Consider the following 22,128-nt stretch of genomic DNA (forward strand, 5'->3'; position numbering starts at 1 on the left):
GGGAGCCTCGTCCGTTGAGATGACAATTCCCGCGAGCTTACGGTTGCAGGCCGTCGTCAGTCACTACCCGGTCGGAAACGCCGTCGCTGTGAAGCTCTCCCGCGCCGCGAGCGTACGCCATCGGGCCGGAGGTTGGCCGGCGGCGACCATTTCGGGCAGGCGGAAGGCCAGGTATTCCAGTGCCACCGCGCTGACCAGGTCACCGAGTCGCGGTAGGGCGTCGATCGCTGCGTCATCGCGATGCCACTGGCGCAATGCTTCCAGGCCACGCCGGATGGCCCGCCGGCGGCGCTGGCCGAGGTGGCCGGTATCGGCGGCCGTGCCGTCGTGCTTGCGGGCGATGACTGTCTGGAAGGCCGCTTCCATCAGACCGTGACCGAGACCGGCCAGTGCCAGGGTGCGCGCGCGGTCATGCTCGGGTACCAGCGATGCGCCGACACCGGTGTCGTCCAGGTATCGGGCGATGAGCAGCGATTCCGTCAGCGCGGCGCCGTCGTCGGTGATCAGCACCGGCACCCGGGCGAGAGGCGCGATCGCGAGCAACCGGGCGTCGTCCTGCCACGGATTCACCCAGCACAGCTCGGTGCGCGCGGCGAGGCCCTTCTCAATGGCCACGATTCGGGCAAGGCGGGCGAACGGGGAGGTGGCGTTGAGGTAGAGCTTCATGACCGGCAGGCTCCTTCGCGTGGGGTGGTGGCTGACGTGTGATGCGGGCCGGCGTGGCTCGCCACGGCGGCGAGGGCCAGAGCCGCTGCGGCGCCGGCGAAAAGCGGCGCGTAGCCGCTCGCCGCGAACAGCGCGGCGAAGCCGTAGCCCGCGGCTGCCTGCGCCAGGGCGAATGCCGTGGTTGCCCACCCCCAGACCCGGCGGTGAGCAGCGATGCCCACGATTTCGGCGAGCCGGCCGGATGTGAGGGTGACGACGCCGGGCACCAGTGCCCCCATCGCCAGGGACGACACGGCGAGTGCCACGGGCGTCGAGGTGATCAGCGGCAGGCCGACGATGACCGCCTTGGCGGCGAGGGCGCCGGTGAGTGCGCTCCGCCAGCCCAGCCGCCCGGCCACCCGTCCGACCACGAGCGGGCCGAATACGGCACCGACGCCGAACAGTGCCCACTGCAGGCTCGCCGCCGCCATGCCGAGCCCTAGCCCGCGGGCGAGATAGTCGACCCAGAAGACCGTATGCGGGACGAAGCCGACCGCGTCCAGTGTGTAGGCGACGATAACCGTCGCGCTCAATGCCAGCAGCGCTCGCGCCGGCGGCGCCTGCGCGGAGGCTTCGGTGGCCGCCTTCTCGTCGGGTTGCCGGCAGCGCCAGCCGAGGATCGCGGCGGCGAGTGCGCACGCGCCGAGTGCGACCCAGGCGGCGGTCAGGCCGGTGCGGAGCAGCACCGGTACCAGGATGGCCGAGAGCAGCACACCGATACCGATGCCGGTGAAGCTCTGCGCGGCGGTGGCGGCGCGTCGGGCCGGCGGCACGGCGGCGATGACCATGGACACGCCGACGACCATCAGCACGGCACCGCCGAGCCCCGCAGCGAAACGCCACAGGAAGAACCAGGCGAACGGTGCGTTCGCGGCGCACAGCAAGAAGCTCAGGACCACGGCGACGAAGGATGCCCGCAGGCAATGCTCCGCACCCAAACGTTCGGCGAGGCGGTGGGCGGAGACCGCGCCCACCAGGTACCCCAGCAGGTTTGCGGCGCCCAGGTAGGCGGCCTGCGAGCCCGAGAACCATGCTGCGTCCACCATGGCGGGTATCAGCGGCGTGTAGGCGAAACGCGCCAGTCCGATGCCGGCAAAGGTGACGGCGGCCCCGGTGATACCGGGTGCAATGGCGGGCAAACGCATGGCGGTCTCCGTACGGCAGTGGATGTGCTCACGGTAGGCGGTTCCCGACATGTTTGAAAACGATTTATATAGCTGTCTGCTATCATTTTTAGTGATATATCATGGAGAGCCATTCCGCGATGCAGCTTCGTTCTCTGCGGCTGTTCGCCGCCGTGGCCCATACGGGCAGCTTTGTGGCAGCAGCCGAGCGATCTCACACGGTTCAGTCGAACGTCACCGCTCACATCAAGAAGCTCGAGGCCGAGCTCGGTCGGCAGTTGCTGACCCGATCCGGGCGGGTCGGCCTCACGCCGGCGGGCCGGTCGCTGCTGCGCCACGCCGAGCGGTTGCTGGCGTTGCACGATGCGGCGGTGGCGGAGGTGGTGGACGGCTCCGAGCCAACCGGCGCGTTGCGCATCGGTTCGCTGGAGACGGCGGCCGCGGTGCGTCTGCCGCCGTTGCTGGCCGAATTCCACGCGCAACATCCGGCGGTCAATCTGGAACTGGTCACGGGAACCACCGCCGAGTTGCTGGACCGCGTCACCGACGGCCGGCTCGATGGCGCGTTCGTGGCCGGCGAGGTGCCGCTCGCCGGCTGGCGTGTGGTCGATGCGTTTCGCGAACGCCTGGTGCTCGTCACACCGTCCACGCAGCAGGCCCCGCCGGACGCCGATCACCTCGGCCGGACCGCGTTCATGGCCTTTCGCCAGGGCTGCAGCTATCGCCAGCGTATCGAGCTCTATCTCGCCGAACGGGGCGTGTCGGCGGCCCGCATATTCGAATTCGGTACGGTGGAGGCCATGCTCGGCTGCGTTGCCGCCGGTATGGGCTATGCAATGCTGCCGCAGGCCATCGTCAGCGCCCAGGGGCCGCGGTTCGGGGTTCACGGTCTGGCGTTGCCGGGGCACGTGGCCGAGGTCGTCACACGTTTCGTGTGCCCGCCGTTGCAGGCGCAGTCCGCTGCGCTGAAGGCGTTCGTCGCCTGCCTCAACGCGGCGACGGATTCCAACGCCGCCGCGGCGGCGCCTACAATGCCGGCATGAACGAGGAACGACGACGCTATTGTCCGCAGTGCGGCGGCGGGTTGGTCACGCGCACGCTGGGCGGCGTTCAGCGTCTGGCGTGTCCCTTTGACGGCTGCGGGTTCGTGTTCTGGGACAATCCCGTGCCGGTGGTGGCGGCGATTGCCGAGACCCCGGACGGTCGCGTGACGCTTGCCCGCAATGCCGGCTGGCCGCCGGGCAAGTTCGGTCTGGTCACCGGTTTCCTGGAGCCGGCGGAAACCCCCGAGGAGGGCATTCTGCGGGAGGTGGCCGAAGAGCTCTGCGTGGCGGGCGAGATTCGCGAGTTCGTGGGAATCCATGCCTATTACCGCAACAATCAGCTGCTGCTCACCTACCACGTCGCGCTTCTGGGCGCGCCGCACGCGGGCGAGGAACTCGCCGAGGTACGCTGCCTCGACCCGGCGGACATCCGTCCCTGGCCCCACGGGACGGGGCCCGCATTGTTCGAGTGGCTGCAGAGCCGTGGACACGCACCGGAATGGGGACCGTCGCAGCGATGAGCGAGGGGCGGCTGCGCATCGGCACCTCGGGTTATGACTATCGCCACTGGCGTGGGGTGCTTTACCCGGAGTCGCTACCGCGCCGTTCGTGGCTGGCCTACTACGCCGAGCGCTTTCCGGCGGTGGAGATCAACGGCACCTTCTACAGCCTGCCCGAACCCGGGACGGTGCGCGGTTGGGCGGCGGCGGTGGGGGCGGACTTCCGCTTCGTGCTCAAGTTCAGCCGCTACGGCAGCCATATGAAGCGCCTCAAGGACCCGGAGGCGAGCCTGGAGCGTTTCCGACCCGTTGCCGCCGCGTTGGGCGGACAGCTCGGTGGGGTGCTGCTGCAGCTTCCGCCGCGCTGGCGTCCCGATGCCGAGCGCCTGGACCGGTTTCTCGCCGCCGCCCCCGAGCTGCCCTGGGTGGTGGAGTTCCGTGACGAGCGCTGGCTGGCCGACGAAGTGCTCGCGGTATTGCGGGCGCACGACGCGGCGCTGTGCGTGCACGATGCACTCGCCGATCATCCGCGCTGTGCCACCGCCGAACGCGTCTACCTGCGTTTCCACGGCGTTGACTACGGCGGGGCGTACTCCGACGAGGCACTGGACGACTGGGCGGCCTGGCTCGCGGGCGAACGCCGGGCGGGGCGCGACGCGTGGGTGTTTTTCAACAACGATCAGGAGGGGCACGCCGTGGTGGATGCCCAGCGGTTGGCCGAGCGTCTCGATGGCCCGGTTTGAGGACCACTTCGGCGGCCACTCCCGTGCCTATGCCGATGCTCGTCCAGACTACCCGGAGGAGCTATTCGCGTGGCTCGCGAGCCGGACGCACGGCCGCGCGCTCGCCTGGGATTGCGCCACCGGCACGGGGCAGGCGGCGTCGCGCCTGCGGACGTACTTCGACCGGGTGATCGCCACCGATGCTTCGCCGGGCCAGGTGCGAAGCGGCCGCGCGGCGCCCGGTGTGGGTTATGCGGTGGCGGAAGCCGCGCACGCGCCCGTCGCCGCCGGCCGGGTGGACCTGGTTGCGGTTGCCCAGGCGCTGCACTGGTTCGATGTCCCGGCATTCTTCGCGGAAGTGCAGCGGGTGCTCCGCCCGGGCGGTGTGCTCGCCGTCTGGGGGTATGGCCTGTGCCGGGTGAATCCGGCGATCGATGCCGTGCTCGCCGACTTCCATGACCGTCGGCTGGCGGCCTGGTGGCCGCCGGAGCGGGCCTGGGTGGCGGCGGGCTATCCCGGCCTCGAGCTGCCATTCACCCCGCTGGAGGCGCCGGACTTCGGCATCGTCCGGCACTGGGATCTGGCGACGTTTCTCGCCTATATAGGCACCTGGTCGGGCGTCAAGAGGGCCGAGGCGGCGGGCGAAGCGCCGGCGAGCGAGCTCCGCCGCGCCCTCGCGCCCCTGTGGGCCGGTGAGCACCGGGTGCGCTGGCCGCTCAGCGTCCACGCCTCGTGCCGGCCAGCCGGTGCATGAACCGTTTACGGGCGTACGAACAGGTCCAGCTGTAACTGGTCTTCGCTGAGGTCGCTGTCAACGCGATAGGCGGCGAAGTCACTGACGCCTTCCTCGCGCAGCACCTGCTCGTCGATGAAGAACCGTCCCGTGCACTCACGGCTGGGGCGGTTGAGAATGGCGTAGGCGGCGTCCGCCACGATCGTGGGGTAGCGCCCGCGTGCCGACATCTCCGGGCCGCCGAGGAGGTTGTCCACCGCCGCGGTCTTCAGCAGCGTGCGCGGCCACAGGGCGTTGAAGGCTACCCCGCGATCCCGGAACTCCTCCGCCATGCCCAGCATGCACATGCTCATGCCGTACTTGGCGATGGTGTAGGCGGGATGATCGCGGAACCAGCGCGGGTGCATGTCCAGCGGCGGTGCCAGCGAGAGCACGTGCGGGTTGGGCGCGTTGAACAGATGCGGCAGGCACTTCTGGCTGCACAGGAAGGTGCCGCGGGCGTTGACCTGCTGCATGAGGTCATAGCGCTTCATGGGCAGCTCGAGCGTGCCGGAGAGGTTGATGGCGCTGGCGTTGTTCACCAGTACGTCGATGCCGCCGAAACGCTCCACCGCCTTTTCCACGGCGCGCTCGACGCTCTCCTCGTCGCGGATGTCGGTGACCACCGGCAGTGCCTTGCCCCCGGCGGCCTCGATTTCCTCCGCGGCGGAGTAGATCGTGCCCGGCAGCCTGGGGTGGGGTTCCACCGTCTTCGCGGCGATGACGACGTTGGCGCCGTCGCGGGCGGCGCGCAGGGCGATCGCTTTGCCGACGCCGCGGCTGGCGCCGGTGATGAGCAGGGTTTTGCCTGTGAGGCTCATGCGTGTTTCTCCCCCTTTAGGCATGGCAACCCGGAGCATAACATACGGTTGCGTATGGTGGCAGCAACCGACGTTACTAATCTTCTCAGAGGTATTGTCATGCGTCAGCCGGTCTGTGCGCCGATGGGGCAAGGCGCGAGGCGCGCCGTGTAGCCGGGCTACATAAGCGCCGAGCAACGCAGAACCATCGGCGCACAGACCGGCCCGAAGGGAGCGTCACAGCGGCCCGGCGGCGGCGTTGCGCTCGCTTGACGTGACTCAGCCACGCCGGCGCGAACGCGCTTTGCCCCCGAACCGCTGTGATGCTCTGACGCATGACAATACCTCTGAGAAGATTAGTAATTGCCCCCTACCGTCAAGCGTAACCATTCCGGAACGCGGCGCTCCAACCAGTAGTCGGCCGCCGCCGGGTGCGCGCCCTCGACGAATCCGACGTGGCCGCCGGTCGCGGTGAGCTCGAGGTCTACCGCCGGCGGCAGGGCATCCGGGTCGGGCAGGCTGGCGGCGGGTATGAAGGGATCGTCGGCGGCATGCAACAGCACGGTCGGGCGATGGATATGATCGAGGCGGCCGCGGGTGCTCGCCCGGGCATAGTAGTCGTCCGCGTTGTCGAAGCCGTGTAGCGGCGCGGTTACCCGGTCGTCGAACACACGCAGGCTGGAGAGTACGCCGAGCTGTTCCAGCGGCCATGGGGCGTCGTCGCGATGGCGGTATTTCGCCCGCATCAACCGGCGGAGGCAGCCGAGTATGTGAGCCTGGTACACGCGCGCGAAGCCGCGGTCGATGTGATTGGCGCATGCGCCGAGGTCGAAGGGTGTCGATATCGCCACTGCGGCGGCGAGTGGCGATTGCCGGCCACGGGCGATCAGCCAGTTGAGGAGCACGCTGGCGCCGAGGGAATAGCCTACGGCGCAAAGCGGGCGATCCGGGTAGCGACGCTGCAACACCTCGGCGACGGCGTCCGGGTCGGGCCAGTCGCCGGCGTGATAGAAACGCCGCTGCCGGTTCGGCTCGCCGGCGGCTCCCCGGAAATCCATGGCGACGCCCTGGAAGCCGGTGCGGGCGAGGGCGGCGAGCTGGCCGCGGATGTACGGCGAACCGGCGCAGCCGCCAAGGCCATGGAGCAGCAGTACCAGCGCACCGGCGCGGGGCGGCCCCCAGTGCAGGCGGACATGGTCGCCATCTGGCAGTCCCACTCGCTCGCCGGATAGAGGCACCCGTGGTGCCGGTCGGAAGACGGCCGGCCAGATCGTCTGCGCATGGGGGCCGGGCAGCCACCATGCCGGCTGGAATGCGCCAGTGGTCGGCGACGCGGCTCGTTCGCTGGACATGGTGCCAGCGTACCCCGCCGGAGGGCGGTGGTGCGATGGTGCGGTGTATCGATACGACCCGTGAGCGCCGGTGTGGCGCGGCCACATCACGTGAGTACGAGCCTGTCGACGAACGCCTAGACATGGTAATGCCTGTCGAAAGGTTACTAATCTTCTCAGAGGTATTGTCATGCGTCAGCCGGACTGTGCGCCGATGGGGCAAGGCGCGAGGCGCGCGGTGTAGCCGGGCTACATGAGCGGCGAGCAACGCAGACCCCATCGGCGCACAGTCCGGCCCGAAGGGAGCGCCACAGCGGCCCGGTGGCGGCGTTGCGCTCGCTTGACGTGAGCCCCGCCACGCCGGCGCGAGCGCGCCTTGCCCCCGAACCGCTCTGGCGCTCTGACACATGACAATACCTCTGAGAAGATTAGTAGTAAGCTCGGGAAACGGGCACTGTCAGCATGACGAATCGGGCAGCGCTTCCGTGATGGCGAGCATGACCCATGGCCGAGGAGTACCAACAACGTGCAACCGGCTCCTGTGGAACGACGCGACTTCTTCGCAGCTCATCCCCCGTTCGATGGCCTCCCCGCCGATCTCCTGATGCTGGTGGCGGAAACGGCGGTGGTGCGGGACGTTGCCGACGGCGAATGTGTTCTCGCGCCGGAGGATGGTCCGCCCGGGACGCTGTGGGTGATCGCCGCCGGCCGTGTGGTCGCGGCGAGTGGCGACGACTCCTCGGCCGACCGGTTCATCGGTGAGGTGCTCGGCGTGGATGCGTGGCGGGAAGGGCGTGCGCTGGAGGTGACCTACCGCGCTGCCGGCGCCACGCGGCTTTACGGCATCCCCGCGGACATGTTCGGTCAATGCATGAGTGCCGATCCGGCGTTCGCTGCGTTCTGGGACGAGGGGGCCGTGGACCTGCTGGCGCGCGGTCACCATGCCGTTCGTCAACGCCCGGGTGACGAGCTCTCCCGTCTCACCAGCCTGGACGTGACCCTGCGCAGCCTCTGCGTGCGCGAGCCGGTGACGACCTCGCCGGGGGAAAGCGTTCGTACCGCGGTGGCCCGCATGCATCGCGAGCGCGTCGGCAGCCTGGTCGTCGTCGCCGACGGGGACGGCGAGCTCAAGGGCATCTTCACGCTGCACGACCTCCGTCGGGTCGTCGCCGACGGCGGCGACCTGGATGCCCCCCTGTCGGCGGTCATGACCCCCAGCCCCCGGACGCTGCCCGGTGAGGCCCTCGCCTTCGAGGCGGTGGTGCTCATGGCCCGTCACCACTTTCGCCACGTCCCGGTGGTGGTGGACGGGCAGGTGATCGGGGTGGTTTCCGAGCGGGATCTGTTCGCCCGTCAGCAGGTCAACGTCGTGCAGATCATGCGGGCGCTGAACGCTGCCTCGGACGTCTCGGAAGTGGTTGCCGTGCGCCATGGCATTCCCCTGCTCATCGATGGGTTGCTCGGCCACGGGGCGGGGGCGGAGCAGATCACCCGCGTGCTCACGCTACTCAACGACCGTACCGTCGCCCGGGTGATCGAGCTGTGTATCGCCACCTACGGCCCGCCGGCCGTGCCCTTCACGTGGCTTGCCTTCGGCAGCGAGGGGCGTGGTGAGCAGACACTGCACACCGACCAGGACAACGGCCTGCTGTTCGACCCCGGTGACGAGGCGCCCGAGGCCGTGCGCAAGCGCCTGCTGCCCCTCGCCCATACCATCAACATTGCCCTCGATCGCTGTGGTTTCACCCTGTGCCGGGGAAATATCATGGCGAGCAATCCGGCGCTGTGTCTGAGCGTCGGGGAGTGGCGGGCCACGTTTTCGCGCCTGATCGCGACCACGACGCCGGAGCACCTGCTCGACTCCAGCATCTACTTCGACTTGCGCCCGGTCTGGGGAGACACGGCCCCGGCAATGCGCCTGCGCGCTCATATGCGTGAGGAGGCGCAGCACAACACGCTCTTCCAGCGGGCGCTCGCCGGTAACGCCCTGAGTCACCGTCCGGCGCTCGGCTGGCTGCGCGGTTTCGCCACTGAACGCGACGAGGAAGGGGCCGGCCGCAGCTTCGATCTGAAGATGCGCGGTCTGTTTCCCTTCGTGGAAGGGGCGCGCGTGCTCGCGCTCGCCGGTGGTATCGAGGCGACGGCGACCAGCGAGCGCCTAGCTGCTCTGCCAGGGGCGGGCATGGCGAGTGCGGAGGATGCGGCGGCCTGGGGGCACGCATTCGCCTTTCTGCAGTTCCTGCGCATGCAGGGTCATCAGGCCCAGAATCGCGCCGGGGAAGCCCTCAGCAATCGCATTGAGCCCGATGGCCTCAACCCGCTCGACCGTCGTGTTCTCCTCGAGGCGTTGCGCCAGGGGCGGGGGCTGCAACGGCGCCTGGCGATTCGCTACCAGTTGTAGTCCGGCGTACTCGTGGAGGTGGGCGGTGAGCGGCGCTACGACCACGCCGGACCGGACACCCGAACGAAAAGAGGGCCCCCGCGGGGGCCCTCCGACGGCTCGCATCGGCGAGCGCGGGCTAGTGCGCGGGTGCCTCCTTGGCGCTCCGCGGCACGCGGACATCCTCGACGAGGTGCTGGATGTGTTCCGGCGGCGGAGCCGTCACCTTGGAGACCAGGTAGGCCGCGGTCACGTTCAGCAGCGCGCCGAGCGCACCGAAGGACTCCGGTTGAATGCCCAGGAACCAGTACTCCGCGGTGTTCGGGAGCATGTTGGTGCCCGGGATGAACAGCCAGCCCTTGTAGGTGAAGATGTAGACCAGGGTACTGGTGAGGCCGACCAGCATGCCGGTCATGGCGCCGGCGCTGTTCATGCGCTTGTTGAAGATGCCGAGCATCAGCACCGGGAACAGCGACGAGGCGGCGAGACCGAAGGCCAGTGCCACCACCTGGGCGGCGAAGCCTGGCGGGTTCAGGCCCAGGTATCCGGCGAACAGCACCGCGCCGGCCATTGCCAGGCGGGCACTTAGGAGCTCGCCCTTCTCGCTGATCCCCGGATTGAATATGCCCTTGATCAGGTCGTGGGAGACCGCTGATGAAATCGCCATCAGCAGACCCGCCGCCGTCGACAGCGCGGCAGCGAGACCGCCCGCGACGACCAGGGCTATGACCCAGTTGGGCAGGTTGGCGATCTCCGGATTGGCCATCACCATGATGTCCCGGTCGACGGTGAGCTCGTTGCCCTGCCAGCCGTATTGCTCGGTCGCGGTCTGGGCGAACTGCTCGTTGCCGTCGTTGTAGTACTGGATGCGCCCGTCGCCGTTCTTGTCCTCCCAGGCGAGCAGTCCGGTCTGCTCCCAGTTCTTGAACCAGTCCGGGCGCTCCTCGTAGAGCAGGTTGCTTGCCTCGGCCCCCACTTCACCGGGCTTCACGGTGTTGATGAGGTTGAAGTAGGACATCGCGCCCACTGCCGGTGCGGTGGTGTAGAGGATGGCGATGAATACCAGCGCCCAGCCGGCGGACTTGCGGGCGTCACGCACGCGCGGGACCGTGAAGAAGCGCACGATGACGTGGGGCAGACCGGCGGTGCCGATCATCAGCGACATCGTGAGCATCATCATGTTGAAGCCGTTGCCTTCCTCCATGGTCGTGTACTGGGTGAAGCCCAGGTCCACGAGTATTCGGTCGAGGGTCTGCAGCAGGTATCCACCACCGCCGGCCTCCAGGGTGCTGCCGAGACCGAGCTGGGGCAGCGGGTTACCGGTGAGCTGCAGCGAGATGAAGATCGCCGGCACGGTGTAGGCGAAGATGAGCACCACGTACTGTGCGATCTGGGTGTAGGTGATGCCTTTCATGCCGCCGAGCACGGCGTAGAAGAAGACGATGGCCATGCCGATGAAAAGGCCCGTGGTGTAGTCCGTCTCCAGGAAGCGGGAAAAGGCCACGCCGATGCCTTTCATCTGGCCTATGACGTAGGTCAGCGATGCCACGATCAGGCACACCACCGCGATGACGCGCGCGGTCTTGGAGTAGAACCGGTCGCCGATGAACTCCGGCACCGTGAACTTGCCGAACTTGCGCAGATAGGGTGCGAGCAGCATGGCGAGCAGCACGTAGCCGCCGGTCCAGCCGAGAAGGTAGACGGAGGCGTCGTAGCCCATGAAGGCGATCAATCCCGCCATGGAAATGAACGAGGCCGCGGACATCCAGTCCGCCGCGGTGGCCATGCCGTTGGCGACCGGGTTCACGCCCTTGCCCGCCACGTAGTATTCGCCGGTGGTACCTGCGCGTGCCCAGATGGCGATACCGATGTACAGCGCGAAGGTGAAACCGACGACGATATAGGTCAGCGTAGTGAGATCCATGCGTGGTTCCCCCGGTTACTCTTCGTGAACGTCGTATTTGCGGTCGAGCGCGTTCATGCGGACCACGTAGACGAAGATCAGCGCCACGAAGAGGTAGATGGACCCCTGCTGGGCGACCCAGAAGCCGAGCGGGTAGCCGGCGATCACGATATTGTTGAGCACCGGGGCAAGGATGATCCCGAAGACGTAGGGGACCACGAACCAGATCACGAGCATCGTCAGCAGAATGCGCAGATGCTCGCGCCAGTACGCGGCCGCCGCGTCCTTGTTGGACTGATCGGACATTGCACTCCTCCTCAATGATTCGCTTCAGCGTTATTGCCCGACCCCGTTGGAACAGGGCCGCTGAAGTCATTCCGGGCCGGCAGTGCCGTGTGGCTCGCCGCCCGTGGCGGGAGTCATGCAGAAATCGTGCAAAGCGTTGACGCCGTGGCGCACATTACCGTACGGCCGTGCACACGGCCCTCGTGCGGCTTGCGTGCCTTCTACGATTTCTCTGCGCGTCGCTGCAGAGACGGTCTCGGTGTTACCGGAGGTAGCAGCCGAGGTAACAGGTAACGCAAAGGCGGGTAACGGTAGGCGGTTGCGTGCCGGGCGGGGCGCCCGGCACGCGTAGCGCCGCGTTAGCGGTTGGCGCGGTTGGCGATGAGCTCTTCGACGACGCTGGGGTCAGCGAGCGTGCTGGTGTCGCCCAGGCTGTCGGTCTCGTTGCTGGCGACCTTGCGCAGGATACGGCGCATGATCTTGCCGGAACGCGTCTTCGGCAGACCCGGGGCCCACTGGATCACGTCCGGCGAGGCGATGGCGCCGATTTCCTTGCGTACCAGTTGTACGAGCTCCTTCTTGAGCTCCTCGGAGGGCTCGTTGCCGGAGACCAGGGTGACATAGCAATAGATGCCCTGGCCTTTCACGTCGTGGGGGAAGCCAACCACGGCGGCCTCGGCCACCTTGTCGTGGAGCACCAGTGCGCTCTCCACCTCGGCGGTGCCCATGCGATGGCCGGAGACGTTGAGGACGTCGTCCACCCGGCCGGTGATCCAGTAGTAGCCGTCTTCGTCCCGGCGGGCGCCGTCACCGGTGAAGTACTTGCCGGTGTAGTGGGTGAGATAGGTGTTCATGAAGCGCTGGTGGTCGCCGTAGACCGTACGCATCATGCTCGGCCACGACCGCGCCATGCACAGGTTACCGTCCGTGGCGCCCTCGAGGACATTGCCGTCGTTGTCGACGAGCTGCGGCTCCACACCGAAGAACGGCAGCGTCGCCGAGCCCGGTTTGAGGTCGGTGACGCCGGGCAGCGGCGAGATCATGATCGCGCCGGTCTCGGTCTGCCACCAGGTGTCCACGATGCGGCAGCGGTCTTCGCCCACGGTGTGGTAGTACCACTCCCAGGCTTCCGGGTTGATGGGCTCGCCCACCGTGCCGAGGATGCGCAGGCTCTTGCGCGAGGTCTTCGTCACGAACTCGTCACCCTGGCCCATGAGCGCGCGGATGGCGGTAGGGGCGGTGTAGAAGATGTTGACGTTGTGCTTGTCCACCACCTGCCAGTGGCGCGAGGCGTCCGGGTAGGTGGGTACGCCCTCGAACACCAGTGTGGTGGCGCCATTGGCGAGTGGCCCGTAGACGATGTAGCTGTGGCCGGTCACCCAGCCCACGTCGGCGGTGCACCAGTAGATGTCGCCCTCGTGGTAGTCGAAGACGTACTTGTGGGTCATGGCCGCCTGCAGCAGGTAGCCGCCGGTGGTGTGCAGAACGCCCTTGGGCTTGCCTGTCGAGCCGGAGGTGTAGAGGATGAACAGCGGGTCCTCCGCATCCATCGGCTCGGCGGGGCAGTCGTCGGAGATGCCGTTAAGGGCCTCGTGGTACCAGACGTCGCGACCGGCGTACCAGGTGACGTCCGCGCCGGTGCGCTTGACCGTGAACACCGTGGACACGTTCGGGCATTCGGCGATTGCCTTCTCCACGTTCTCCTTCAGCGGAACCTTCTTGCCGCCACGCACGCCTTCGTCGGCGGTCACGACCACGCGGCAGTCGGAGTCGAGAATCCGGTCGCGCAACGCCGTGGGCGAGAAGCCGCCGAAGACCACCGAGTGAATCGCGCCGATGCGCGCGCAGGCGAGCATGGCCACCACCGCCTCGGGAATCATGGGCATGTAGATGCATACCCGGTCACCCTTGGCGACTCCGCGCTCCTTGAGCGCATTGGCGAACTTCGAGACGTCGGCGTGCAGCTCGCGATAGGTGATCTCGCGCGACTGATCGGGTTCGTCGCCCTCCCAGATGATGGCCACCTGGTCGCCGCGCCGGTCGAGGTGGCGATCGAGGCAGTTATAGGCGACGTTGAGCTTACCGCCCTCGAACCAGCGGATGTCGCCCTTGATGAGATCGCTGTTGGTTACCTTGTCCCACTTCTCGAACCAGGTGAGGAACTGCTCGGCCTGCTCGGCCCAGAACGCGTCCGGTTCGTCCAGCGAGCGCCGGTACATCTGCTCGTACTGTTCGCGGTTGACGAGCGCGTGTTCGGCGACCTCGGTGGGTACGGGGTAGACCTTGGATTCGGACATCCTGATTCTCCTCCCTTGCGTGAACGGATATCGGTGTTTCTTCGCCCGCTCCTGGCAGTCGATACGGCCCGGTCGCCCGGGGCATGCTCTTTTGATGACCATCAGGCTTGGCGCCGGGTTTTTCAAGTTCGTTTGCAAGTTCCATTCCGAAGCGTTACGCCCAGCCTACGACGATCGGGCGTCCCGGGCGTGTTACGACAGGTAACGTTTTGTCACAGAGCGTAACGCAAAGTCGGGCGGGCGCCGAGGGATGGGCTCGTGGCGAGAATAGCGGGCGCCCGCCATGGGCAGGGCGCCGAGCAGCCGGCGGCTCTGGTGTGACGCCTGGAGGGGGCTCAGTGCAGGTACCCCGGAAACTCCGGCAGCGCATCGACGCTGTCCGGGTCGTGCTGAATCACGAGGCGCGCGTTCGTGTTGTCCACGATCGTTTCGACGCGGTCCATGGAGGCCAGTGTCGCGGCGCGATCGTGGTTGCCATTCGGCACGCGCCGGTGCTCGCGGCTGGGGCGCAGGTGATAGAGATCACCGGAGAGGATCACGACGCCGGCATCGGCCAGCTCCAGTCTCAGGACCTGCATACCGGGGGTATGTCCCGGTGCGTCGAGGATCCGCACGGTGCCGTCGCCGAAGACGTCACGGGCACCATCGATCATGCGCTTGTCGACGCTTTCATGGGCGCTGAACGACCGGGGATCGACGCCGAAGGGCGTGGGGGTTTTGGTCGCCCATGCCAGCTCGTCCCTGTTGATGATCCAGGTGGCGTGCTGGAACCGGTTGGCGTTGCCGGTGTGATCGAAATGCAGGTGGGAGAACGCCAGATAGCGAATGTCGGCCGTTGAGAGGCCCAGTTCGTTGAGCTGTTCGGTCAGCGACGTCGATGCGCTCAACTGAATGCCATGTGCGTTCAACTGCGTGGCCAGCGTTTCCGGCACGCTAACCCGAACGTTGTCGCCGCCAGCATCGCCACCACGGTGAGCGACGTCGTGGGCAATGCCTGCGTCCCACAGCAGCGCGCCTTCGGGGTGGCGGACAAGCAAGCACGGTACTGTCATTGCACCACGCCTGCCATCGTATTCCCCAGTGTCCGAGAACATGCCCATGTTCTCGAAGTCGATACGGCCGCAGTCGAGCGCGTAGAGACGGACTCCATTGACCGCGTCCGCCGCGTTCGAAGGAGACGCCACCGTGAAGGTGGCGAGCGCGGCCAGTAGGGTGGCGTGTAGCAGTCGCCTGCCGGAACTGTACGGTTGCCGTTGGGCGGCGTTCAGGGAAATGCTGGCGAACATCGTTTCTCCTATGCTCTGACGTCGTGAACCGGGGGTTTCTGGTGTTTCCGCCTGCGGTGACATTGCTGTCGCTACGCCACGGCCGGGACCGAGCGGGACCGGAGGCCGAACACGGTCATTGCGGCGGCGATTAGCAGAATGGCGCTGCTCGCCGTGAAGACGCCGGTCGCGCCGCTCACGTCGAAGATCGCACCGCCGCCGGCCGCGCCCGTGGCAATGGCCAGCTGAATCGCCGCGACCAGAAGTCCGCCGGCGCTCTCGGCCTCGTCGGGGACCGTGCGGGTGAGCCAGGTGGACCACGCCACCGGAATGGTTCCGAATGCCAGCCCCCAAAGCGCAACCATCACCGAATCCGCCGCCGGTGTGCCCCCCGTGCCCGCCAGAGTCACGCCGAGCATTCCCATCAGCAGGGGCATTGCGATCAGCGTCAGTCGCATGCTCCGCTCGAGCAGAAAACCGCCGAGAAACGTGCCCAGGAAGTTCGCCACGCCAAAGCCCAGCAGAATGCCGGAGACGCCGCTGACGTCGACGCCGGTCACGTTCTCGAGGAAGGGGCGGATGTAGGTGAAGAACGCGAAGTGGCCGGTGAACATCAACCCGGCGGAAACCATGCCCAGACCCACACGCGGGCGCGCTAGCACCTCGGCGAGGGTGCGCAGGCGCGTGAGCCCGCTCGGTGCCATCCGGGGCAGGGTCGCCAGCTGTACCACAAGCGCCAGGGCCCCGAGCGCGGCGGCGATCAGGAAGACATTGCGCCAGCCGACGATGTCGCCGAAGAAGCTGCCCAGTGGTGCGGCGGCAATGGTCGCGACGGACACGCCGCTGAAGATCATCGACAACGCGCGAGGCACCAGCGCTTCGGGCACGAGGCGCATCACCGTCGCCGCGGACATGGTCCAGAAGCCGCCGAGTCCGGCCCCCAGGAGTATGCGCCCGAGCAGCAGCACGGTGAGGTTGGGCGCGAAGGCGACGAGCAGGTTGGATGCGATCAACAGGACCGAGAAGCCCTGCAGCACCAGCCGCCGGTCGATGCGCCGTGTCACCGTCGTGATCAACAGGCTCGTCACCAGGGCGACCGCCGCAGTCGTCGTGACGGCCTGGCCCGTCAGACCCTCGGTTATGCCCAGGTCTGTTGCCATCGGCGTCAGCAGGCTTGCAGGCAGAAACTCCGCCGTGACAAGCCCGAACACGCCGAGGGTCATGGAGAATACCGCGCTCCAGGCTGGCTCGTTGCTGTGTGTCCACTCGCTCATCGGTGTCTCCCTGTCCGGAGTGTTCTCGTTGCGGTACCGCAGAATACGGTGGACCGTTCGGACGAACCATGCTAGAAACTCCTGAATGTTTGATAATTCCTCCGGGGCAACGCCGGGCGAACGATCGAATGCACCGCCGGGTGAGCTGGACCTGGTGAGCGAGCTCCTGCTGGGGATGCGGTTGAGCGGTGTTCAGTACCGCCGCATTCAGGTGACGCCACCTTTCGGTATCGGCTTCGGGGCGGTGGCGGGATGGGCGCAGTTTCATTTCGTCGCCCGTGGCCCGGTGCTGCTTCGAGTGTCGGGCGGCGCATTGCATACCCTCGATACCGGCGATGCCGTTCTGCTGCCGCGTGGCGGCCCGCACGAGCTCGTCTCCTCGCCTGACCAGGCGAGTCGCGACATCGCCAGCTTCGAGACCGACACCCTATGTGAGACGGTCAGCGCCGTGCGCGCCTGCGCCAGTGACTGTTGCCCGACCGAGACGAAGCTCGCCTTCAGTGGTTGTCTTGATTTCGATCTCGGGAGCATGCATCCGCTGGTCGCTCTGATGCCGGAGGTGATGCATGTCGGCACACTGCTGGAGCGGCATCCCGAGATCATGCCGATGCTCGAGGCAATGGAGCGGGAAGCGCGGACGGAACGGGCAGGCTTCGCGGGCATTCTGGCGCGGCTCGCCGACGTGGTCTCCGCATTCATCGTGCGCGGCTGGGTGGAATGTGGCTGCGGCGATGCGACCGGCTGGATAGAGGCGCTACGCGACCCGCGCCTGGGGCGGGTCATCACGGCGCTTCACCGTGATCCGGGCCGGAGCTGGACCGTGGCCGAGCTGGCGGCGGAAATGGGTAGCTCGCGTTCCGTGTTCGCCGAGCGATTCGTGGCGGTGACCGGGCTGACGCCCCACCGCTACGTCACCGAGCTGCGCATGCGTCTTGCGGCCCGGTGGATCGGGCGCGACCGAATGCCGATCGAGACCGTCGCCCATCGTCTTGGCTACAATTCGCAGGCCGCCTTCAGCCGTGCCTTCAAGCGCGTAACGGGCCACCCGCCCGGTGCGGTCCGCACCGCCGCCACTTCGGGCCCGGATGGCGCGCCGTCGTCATGATTGCCCGGCGGGCTCGCTGACACGTGGCATTCGAAACGGTTAGTAAGCCCGCCGCGGGATGCCCAGGCGCTGGCGCCGTTCCCACAGCGCCTTGCGGCTGATGCCGAGGCGCTTGGCGATTTCCGTTTCCGTCAGCTGGTCCTGGTGCCGGAGGACGAACTCGCGGAAGTATTCCTCCAGTGACAGGTCCATGGCGTTCGCGTCGCCATCACCGTCCGTCTGGGGCAGGGCGAGAAGATCCGCGCTGAGGACCGTTGTCTCCGCGAGGATGACGGCGCGTTCGATCGCGTTTTCCAGCTCGCGCACGTTACCCGGCCAGTGGTAGGCGCGAATGGCGGCGAGCGCGTCATCGCCCAGTCGCATGGGGGGGCGGTTGAGTCGCCGGCAGGTCTTCTCCAGTAGAAACCGCGCCAGTGCCGGCAGGTCCTCGCCACGCTCGCGCAGCGGCGGTAGTCGGATTTCCATCACCTGGATGCGGAAGAACAGATCCTCGCGGAACTCGCCGCGGGAGACCATGGCGTTCAAGTCCCTGTGGGTGGCGGCGACCAGACGCACATCCACACGGCTGGCACGGTCGGCGCCCACGCGCCGGATCTCGCCCTCCTGGAGAACACGCAGCAAACGTGCCTGTGCGGCGAGGGGGAGCTCGCCGATCTCGTCGAGGAACAGTGTCCCCCCATCGGCGGATTCGACAAGACCCCGGCGGCGGCCCTCGGCGCCGGTGAAGGCACCCTTCTCGTGGCCGAAGAGCTCGGCCTCGATGAGCGATTCCGGGATCGCCGCGCAGTTCACGGCCACCATTGCGGCCTCGCGGCGCCCGCTTTGCTCGTGAACGGCGCGGGCGACCAGTTCCTTGCCGGTTCCGGACTCCCCGAGCACCAGCACGGTCGTGTCCGTGGGGGCGACCTTGCGGATACGGCTGAAGACGTTCTGCATGGCCACCGATTCCCCGATGATGCCGGTGACCGGGTACGTGGCCTCCACGTCGGCGCGCAGCGCTTCGTTCTGGCGGGTGAGGCGGCGTTCCTTGAGCACGCGCTCGAGGGTGAGCAGCAGATCGTCGTGGTCGAAAGGCTTCGCGACATAGTCCACCGCCCCCTCGCGCATGGCTTCCACGGCAGAGCGGACGCTCGCGTAGCTCGTCATGATGATCACCGGAACTCCCGGCGCGCGTCGGACCGCCTCGGTGCCCGGCGCCCCGGGCAGACGCAGGTCAGCCAGTATGGCGTCCTGCTGGCTCAGGTCGGTGATGCGTTCGGCTTCCTCCAGCGAGGCCGCCTCGGTGACCTCCATGCCGTGGCGGCTCAGCAGTCGGCGCACGGCACTGCGGATCACGTTCTCATCCTCGATGATCAGCACTCTCGGCATGCGTCGCCCCGTGATGCGTTGGTTGATCGTCGGTTGCGTCCAGGGCGGGCAGGACCACCAGCGCCACCGTGCCCCGGCGGCGGCCGCGTCGTTCGCGCAGGCGCAGCTCGCCGCCATGCTCGCGCAGGATGTTGTAGACCAGCGGCAGCCCGAGACCGGTGCCCTGGCCCGGTGCCTTGGTGGTGAAGAACGGTTCGAGAACCTTGTCGCGAATGCCCGCCGGGATGCCCGGGCCGTTGTCCGTTATCCGTACTTCGATCCGCCCGCGGCGCGCCTGGCAGGCGATGTGTATGTCGCCGTCCTCGCCGCAGGCGTCGACAGCGTTCGTGAGCAGGTTGACGAATACTTGCACGAGCCGTTGAAGATCGCCTTGCACGCGCAACCCGGGGGAGGCCTGCTGGTGAATGCTCACCTCGCGGGCGCGCTTGGACAGGCGGATCACGCGCAGTGCCTCCTCGAGAGCGTCGGCGATATCCACCGGCACAGGCGCCTGTTCCTCGCGGCGGCCGGCGTGGGCATAGCTCACCAGGGTCTGCACGATAGTGTTGATGCGCTGGGTCTGCGCGAGGATGTCCTCGGCATAGGCGGGCAGCTCGGCGTTCGGCACACCGGCACGCAGCTCCTGGGCCAGGCAGGCGACGCCGGTAACCGGGTTGCCGATCTCGTGCGCGACGCCAGCGGCGAGACGGCCGATGGAGGCGAGCCGCTCGCTGTGGGTGAGCTCCCGCTCCAGGCGTTGCAGCTCCGTGACGTCCTCGACCAGCAGCAGACGGTCACCGCCGGTGCCACCGCGCCCGCCACCGATGAACGCACGGTGCAGGGACAGCCATCGGGTCTCCTCCGGCAGCTCCAATGGGCGCTTGTAGGCATGGTTCTCATCGGCGTCCAGGAACTCGGCCAGCAGGGGGCCCCAGGGGGCCGGCAGCTCCTCGACCCGGCGCCCGATCACCCGCCCTGAAGGCAGGCGGGTGAGCGCCTGCATGGCCGGATTCCATCGTACGATGCGGGCGGCTGGCGTGACGGCGGCCACGCCCAGGGGCAGGTCCTCGAGGATCTGGCGGTGGTAGCGGCGCAAATCGTCCAGCTCCGCGGCCAGTCCGCGGAAGCGGCTGCGTGAGCGCTCCAGGCGTTCCTCGATGAGGCGGACGTTCTGCGCCAGCGCGGTGCGGGTATCGGTATCCACCCGCAGGCGCTCGTCGACGATCATGCGCGCAAGAATCGGCCCCATCATGCCGGAGAGGTTACGCTCGATCTGCTCGCGCAGCTGTTGCAGACGGTCCGGGCGGCTCTCCTGCCAGTCGATACCCTGATCGGCCAGCGCCTTGGCCACTTCCGCGCGCGCCGCCGCGCCGCCGGTTACCGGCGCGAGCTGCTCGACGAACTGTGCCGGGGAGTCGAGTTGCAGCGCGCCCTCGGGGATGGCAGTGCTCACGTCACGACAGGCTGCCGCCGCCTCTGCCTCTCTGGGGGTGGGGCGGGTGGCCAGGGAGACGAGCGCGAAGATCGCCGCGTTGATACTCACCGACCAGAAAGCCACGGTGGCGAAGAAATCCGCACCCTGGGTGCGGGAGACATCGAGACCGACGATGACCACCGGGCTGATGGTGGTCAGCGCCGGCAGCAGCACCGCTGCCCCCCAGATGGCACCGCCGGCCATGAGGCCGGCGACGAAGCCCGAGCGCGTCGCTCGGGACCACAACAGCACCCCGACCACGCCCGGGACGAACTGCGCCATGGCGAGAAACGAGATGAGGCCCCAGGAGACCAGGCCCTCGCTGCGCTCGAGCAGCAGAAAGAACAGGTACCCCGCGGCGATGATGGCCACGATCAGGGTGCGCCGTGCCCAGCGCAGTGCCGCGTAGAGGTTGTGTTGCGGCGTCGGCCCTACCAGCGGCAGCAGAAGATGATTGAGCGACATCGACGACAGCGCCAGCGTGGTGACGATGATCATGGCGCTCGCCGCGGAGATGCCGCCGAGATAGGCCACCAGGGCGAGCACGGGCGAGTCGCTGAGAATTGCCATGCCGAGCACGTAGTAGTCGGGCACCGTGCCGGGGTCGAGACTGTTGCCGGCCCAGAGAATGGGCGGTACCGCCAGTGAGAGCAGCAGCAGGTAAAGCGGAAAGCCCCAGCTCGCGGTCAGCAGAGCGCGCGGCCGCAAATTCTCGGTGAAAAGCATGTGAAACTGACGCGGCAACAGGAAGGCGGCGCTGAAGGCGAGAAACAGCAGCCCACCCCAGGCCTCCCCGCGCATGGGTGCGTAGAATCGCTCCAGTTCCCGGGGGTGGGCATCGAGCCAGGTCTGGATGCCACCGATACCGTCGAAAGCCATGGAGACGGCCACCATGGCGACCAGCAGCAGCGCGATCAGCTTGATCAGCGACTCGAAGGCGATGGCGGCCACCAGTCCCACGTGCTTCTCGCGCGGGGTGACGTGCCGTGCGCCGAATATGATGGCGAAGACGCTGACCAGCACGCAGAAACCCACGGCGATGGGGCCGGGGGAGGCCTCGCCGCTCAATACCTGTGTGGATTCCGCCACCGCCCGGATCTGCAGCGCCAGGTAGGGGAGGCTGCCGGTGAGCATCAGCAGTGTCACGATGACGCCGGCGGCCTGGCTGTTGAAGCGAAAGGCGAAAATGTCCGCCAGCGAGGTGAGCTGCCAGTGGCGCGTCAGGCGCAGCAGTGGCATCAACAGCAGCGGCGTCAGCGCCATGGCGAGGGCGACGCCGAGATAGATGGTCACGAAACCGATGCCCTGGCGGTCGGCGAATCCCACGGCACCGTAGTAGCTCCAGGTCGTTGCGTAGACCCCCAGCGACAGCACGTACACGGCCGGGTGTGCCGCCAGCCGCCGGGTCCAGCGGCCGCGCTCGGTGCCGTAGGCGATGAGAAAGAGCAGCAGCAGATAGGCGATCGCGCTGACGAACAGCGTGCCGAGATCAAATCTCATTGCGTGCCAGGCGACGCGCGCTCGCCGCGATGGCGGCGATGATCAGGGCCCACAGCGCGAAGGGGACGTACCACGGCGGTGCCAGCGACGACCACCAGTCGCTCGCCGGCGATGCGAACACCATCAGCGTTAGCAGGAAGACGATAAGACTCGGTGCGTGCGGTCCGTAGTCCACGTGCGATGGCATGGGCGGTGCTCTCCTCCAACTGTTACTGAACGTAGCACATTTGGTGCTCCGGAACAGAAGTCCCTTACCGACTTTTCGAAAGCATTGTCAGGCCTCAGCGGCCGTGTACGCGGT

18 protein-coding genes are annotated in these 22,128 nt (G+C 67.4%); 6 read left to right on the top strand and 12 right to left on the bottom strand.

Going from position 1 to position 22,128, the window contains the following annotated elements; genetic code table 11:
- Positions 1 to 63 precede the first annotated feature (63 nt).
- On the bottom strand, positions 64 to 666 hold the full coding sequence (locus tag ACPEES_RS05640) for a glutathione S-transferase N-terminal domain-containing protein (RefSeq protein WP_435101928.1): 603 nt from the start codon (positions 664 to 666) through the stop codon (positions 64 to 66).
- A complete protein-coding gene (locus ACPEES_RS05645) occupies positions 663 to 1,850 on the bottom strand; it encodes a YbfB/YjiJ family MFS transporter (protein WP_435101930.1) in 1,188 nt (395 codons plus the stop codon). Before ACPEES_RS05645 ends, ACPEES_RS05640 begins: the two co-directional genes overlap by 4 nt.
- A 119-nt stretch (positions 1,851 to 1,969) precedes the next feature.
- On the opposite strand from ACPEES_RS05645, the gene ACPEES_RS05650 reads away from it, so the two are divergent.
- From ACPEES_RS05650 to ACPEES_RS05665, 4 genes are read left to right on the top strand one after another with little or no spacing between them, the layout of a single operon-like run.
- Positions 1,970 to 2,872, top strand: coding sequence for a LysR substrate-binding domain-containing protein (locus ACPEES_RS05650; protein ID WP_435101932.1), 903 nt, complete (start codon positions 1,970 to 1,972; stop codon positions 2,870 to 2,872).
- Positions 2,869 to 3,393 (top strand): NUDIX domain-containing protein, encoded by a 525-nt coding sequence (locus ACPEES_RS05655; protein WP_435101934.1) that lies wholly within the window; start codon positions 2,869 to 2,871, stop codon positions 3,391 to 3,393. The genes ACPEES_RS05650 and ACPEES_RS05655 overlap by 4 nt, the downstream gene beginning before the upstream one ends.
- Positions 3,372 to 4,115 (top strand): DUF72 domain-containing protein, encoded by a 744-nt coding sequence (locus tag ACPEES_RS05660; protein ID WP_435101936.1) that lies wholly within the window; start codon positions 3,372 to 3,374, stop codon positions 4,113 to 4,115. The genes ACPEES_RS05655 and ACPEES_RS05660 overlap by 22 nt, the downstream gene beginning before the upstream one ends.
- Complete coding sequence (locus tag ACPEES_RS05665; protein ID WP_435101938.1) at positions 4,102 to 4,848, top strand: class I SAM-dependent methyltransferase; 747 nt, start codon at positions 4,102 to 4,104, stop codon at positions 4,846 to 4,848. Before ACPEES_RS05660 ends, ACPEES_RS05665 begins: the two co-directional genes overlap by 14 nt.
- A 5-nt stretch (positions 4,849 to 4,853) precedes the next feature.
- Here ACPEES_RS05665 and ACPEES_RS05670 read toward each other — a convergent pair whose 3' ends face one another.
- A complete protein-coding gene (locus ACPEES_RS05670) occupies positions 4,854 to 5,687 on the bottom strand; it encodes an SDR family oxidoreductase (protein WP_435101940.1) in 834 nt (277 codons plus the stop codon).
- A gap of 335 nt (positions 5,688 to 6,022) precedes the next feature.
- Positions 6,023 to 7,018, bottom strand: a complete 996-nt coding sequence (locus ACPEES_RS05675) for a hydrolase (RefSeq protein ID WP_435101942.1) — start codon at positions 7,016 to 7,018, stop codon at positions 6,023 to 6,025.
- Positions 7,019 to 7,523: 505 nt separating this feature from the next.
- Here ACPEES_RS05675 and ACPEES_RS05680 point away from each other — a divergent pair.
- The gene (locus ACPEES_RS05680) at positions 7,524 to 9,398 is read left to right on the top strand and encodes a DUF294 nucleotidyltransferase-like domain-containing protein (protein ID WP_435101944.1); all 1,875 of its coding nucleotides are present in this window, start codon (positions 7,524 to 7,526) and stop codon (positions 9,396 to 9,398) included.
- A gap of 118 nt (positions 9,399 to 9,516) precedes the next feature.
- Here ACPEES_RS05680 and ACPEES_RS05685 read toward each other — a convergent pair whose 3' ends face one another.
- The 5 genes from ACPEES_RS05685 to ACPEES_RS05705 form a co-directional block, all read right to left on the bottom strand.
- Positions 9,517 to 11,301: a sodium:solute symporter family protein gene (locus ACPEES_RS05685; protein ID WP_435101946.1), complete on the bottom strand. Its 1,785-nt coding sequence runs from the start codon at positions 11,299 to 11,301 to the stop codon at positions 9,517 to 9,519.
- Between the two features lie 15 nt (positions 11,302 to 11,316).
- Positions 11,317 to 11,586: a DUF4212 domain-containing protein gene (locus ACPEES_RS05690; protein WP_435101948.1), complete on the bottom strand. Its 270-nt coding sequence runs from the start codon at positions 11,584 to 11,586 to the stop codon at positions 11,317 to 11,319.
- Between the two features lie 338 nt (positions 11,587 to 11,924).
- On the bottom strand, positions 11,925 to 13,862 hold the full coding sequence (acs, locus tag ACPEES_RS05695; RefSeq protein ID WP_435101950.1) for an acetate--CoA ligase: 1,938 nt from the start codon (positions 13,860 to 13,862) through the stop codon (positions 11,925 to 11,927).
- 335 nt (positions 13,863 to 14,197) lie between these two features.
- Positions 14,198 to 15,211: an N-acyl homoserine lactonase family protein gene (locus tag ACPEES_RS05700; RefSeq protein ID WP_435101952.1), complete on the bottom strand. Its 1,014-nt coding sequence runs from the start codon at positions 15,209 to 15,211 to the stop codon at positions 14,198 to 14,200.
- An 8-nt stretch (positions 15,212 to 15,219) separates the two neighbouring features.
- Positions 15,220 to 16,401, bottom strand: a complete 1,182-nt coding sequence (locus ACPEES_RS05705; protein ID WP_435101954.1) for an MFS transporter — start codon at positions 16,399 to 16,401, stop codon at positions 15,220 to 15,222.
- Positions 16,402 to 16,486: 85 nt separating this feature from the next.
- On the opposite strand from ACPEES_RS05705, the gene ACPEES_RS05710 reads away from it, so the two are divergent.
- Positions 16,487 to 17,506: an AraC family transcriptional regulator gene (locus ACPEES_RS05710; RefSeq protein ID WP_435101956.1), complete on the top strand. Its 1,020-nt coding sequence runs from the start codon at positions 16,487 to 16,489 to the stop codon at positions 17,504 to 17,506.
- Between the two features lie 39 nt (positions 17,507 to 17,545).
- Here ACPEES_RS05710 and ACPEES_RS05715 read toward each other — a convergent pair whose 3' ends face one another.
- The 3 genes from ACPEES_RS05715 to ACPEES_RS05725 are packed head-to-tail and all read right to left on the bottom strand — an operon-like array spanning position 17,546 to position 22,014.
- A complete protein-coding gene (locus tag ACPEES_RS05715) occupies positions 17,546 to 18,874 on the bottom strand; it encodes a sigma-54-dependent transcriptional regulator (RefSeq protein ID WP_435101958.1) in 1,329 nt (442 codons plus the stop codon).
- A complete protein-coding gene (locus ACPEES_RS05720; RefSeq protein ID WP_435101960.1) occupies positions 18,846 to 21,827 on the bottom strand; it encodes an ATP-binding protein in 2,982 nt (993 codons plus the stop codon). The genes ACPEES_RS05715 and ACPEES_RS05720 overlap by 29 nt, the downstream gene beginning before the upstream one ends.
- Positions 21,817 to 22,014, bottom strand: coding sequence for a hypothetical protein (locus tag ACPEES_RS05725; RefSeq protein ID WP_435101962.1), 198 nt, complete (start codon positions 22,012 to 22,014; stop codon positions 21,817 to 21,819). The genes ACPEES_RS05720 and ACPEES_RS05725 overlap by 11 nt, the downstream gene beginning before the upstream one ends.
- Between the last annotated feature and the right edge of the window lie 114 nt (positions 22,015 to 22,128).

This window comes from Arhodomonas sp. AD133 (assembly GCF_051195215.1).
Taxonomy (GTDB): domain Bacteria; phylum Pseudomonadota; class Gammaproteobacteria; order Nitrococcales; family Nitrococcaceae; genus Arhodomonas.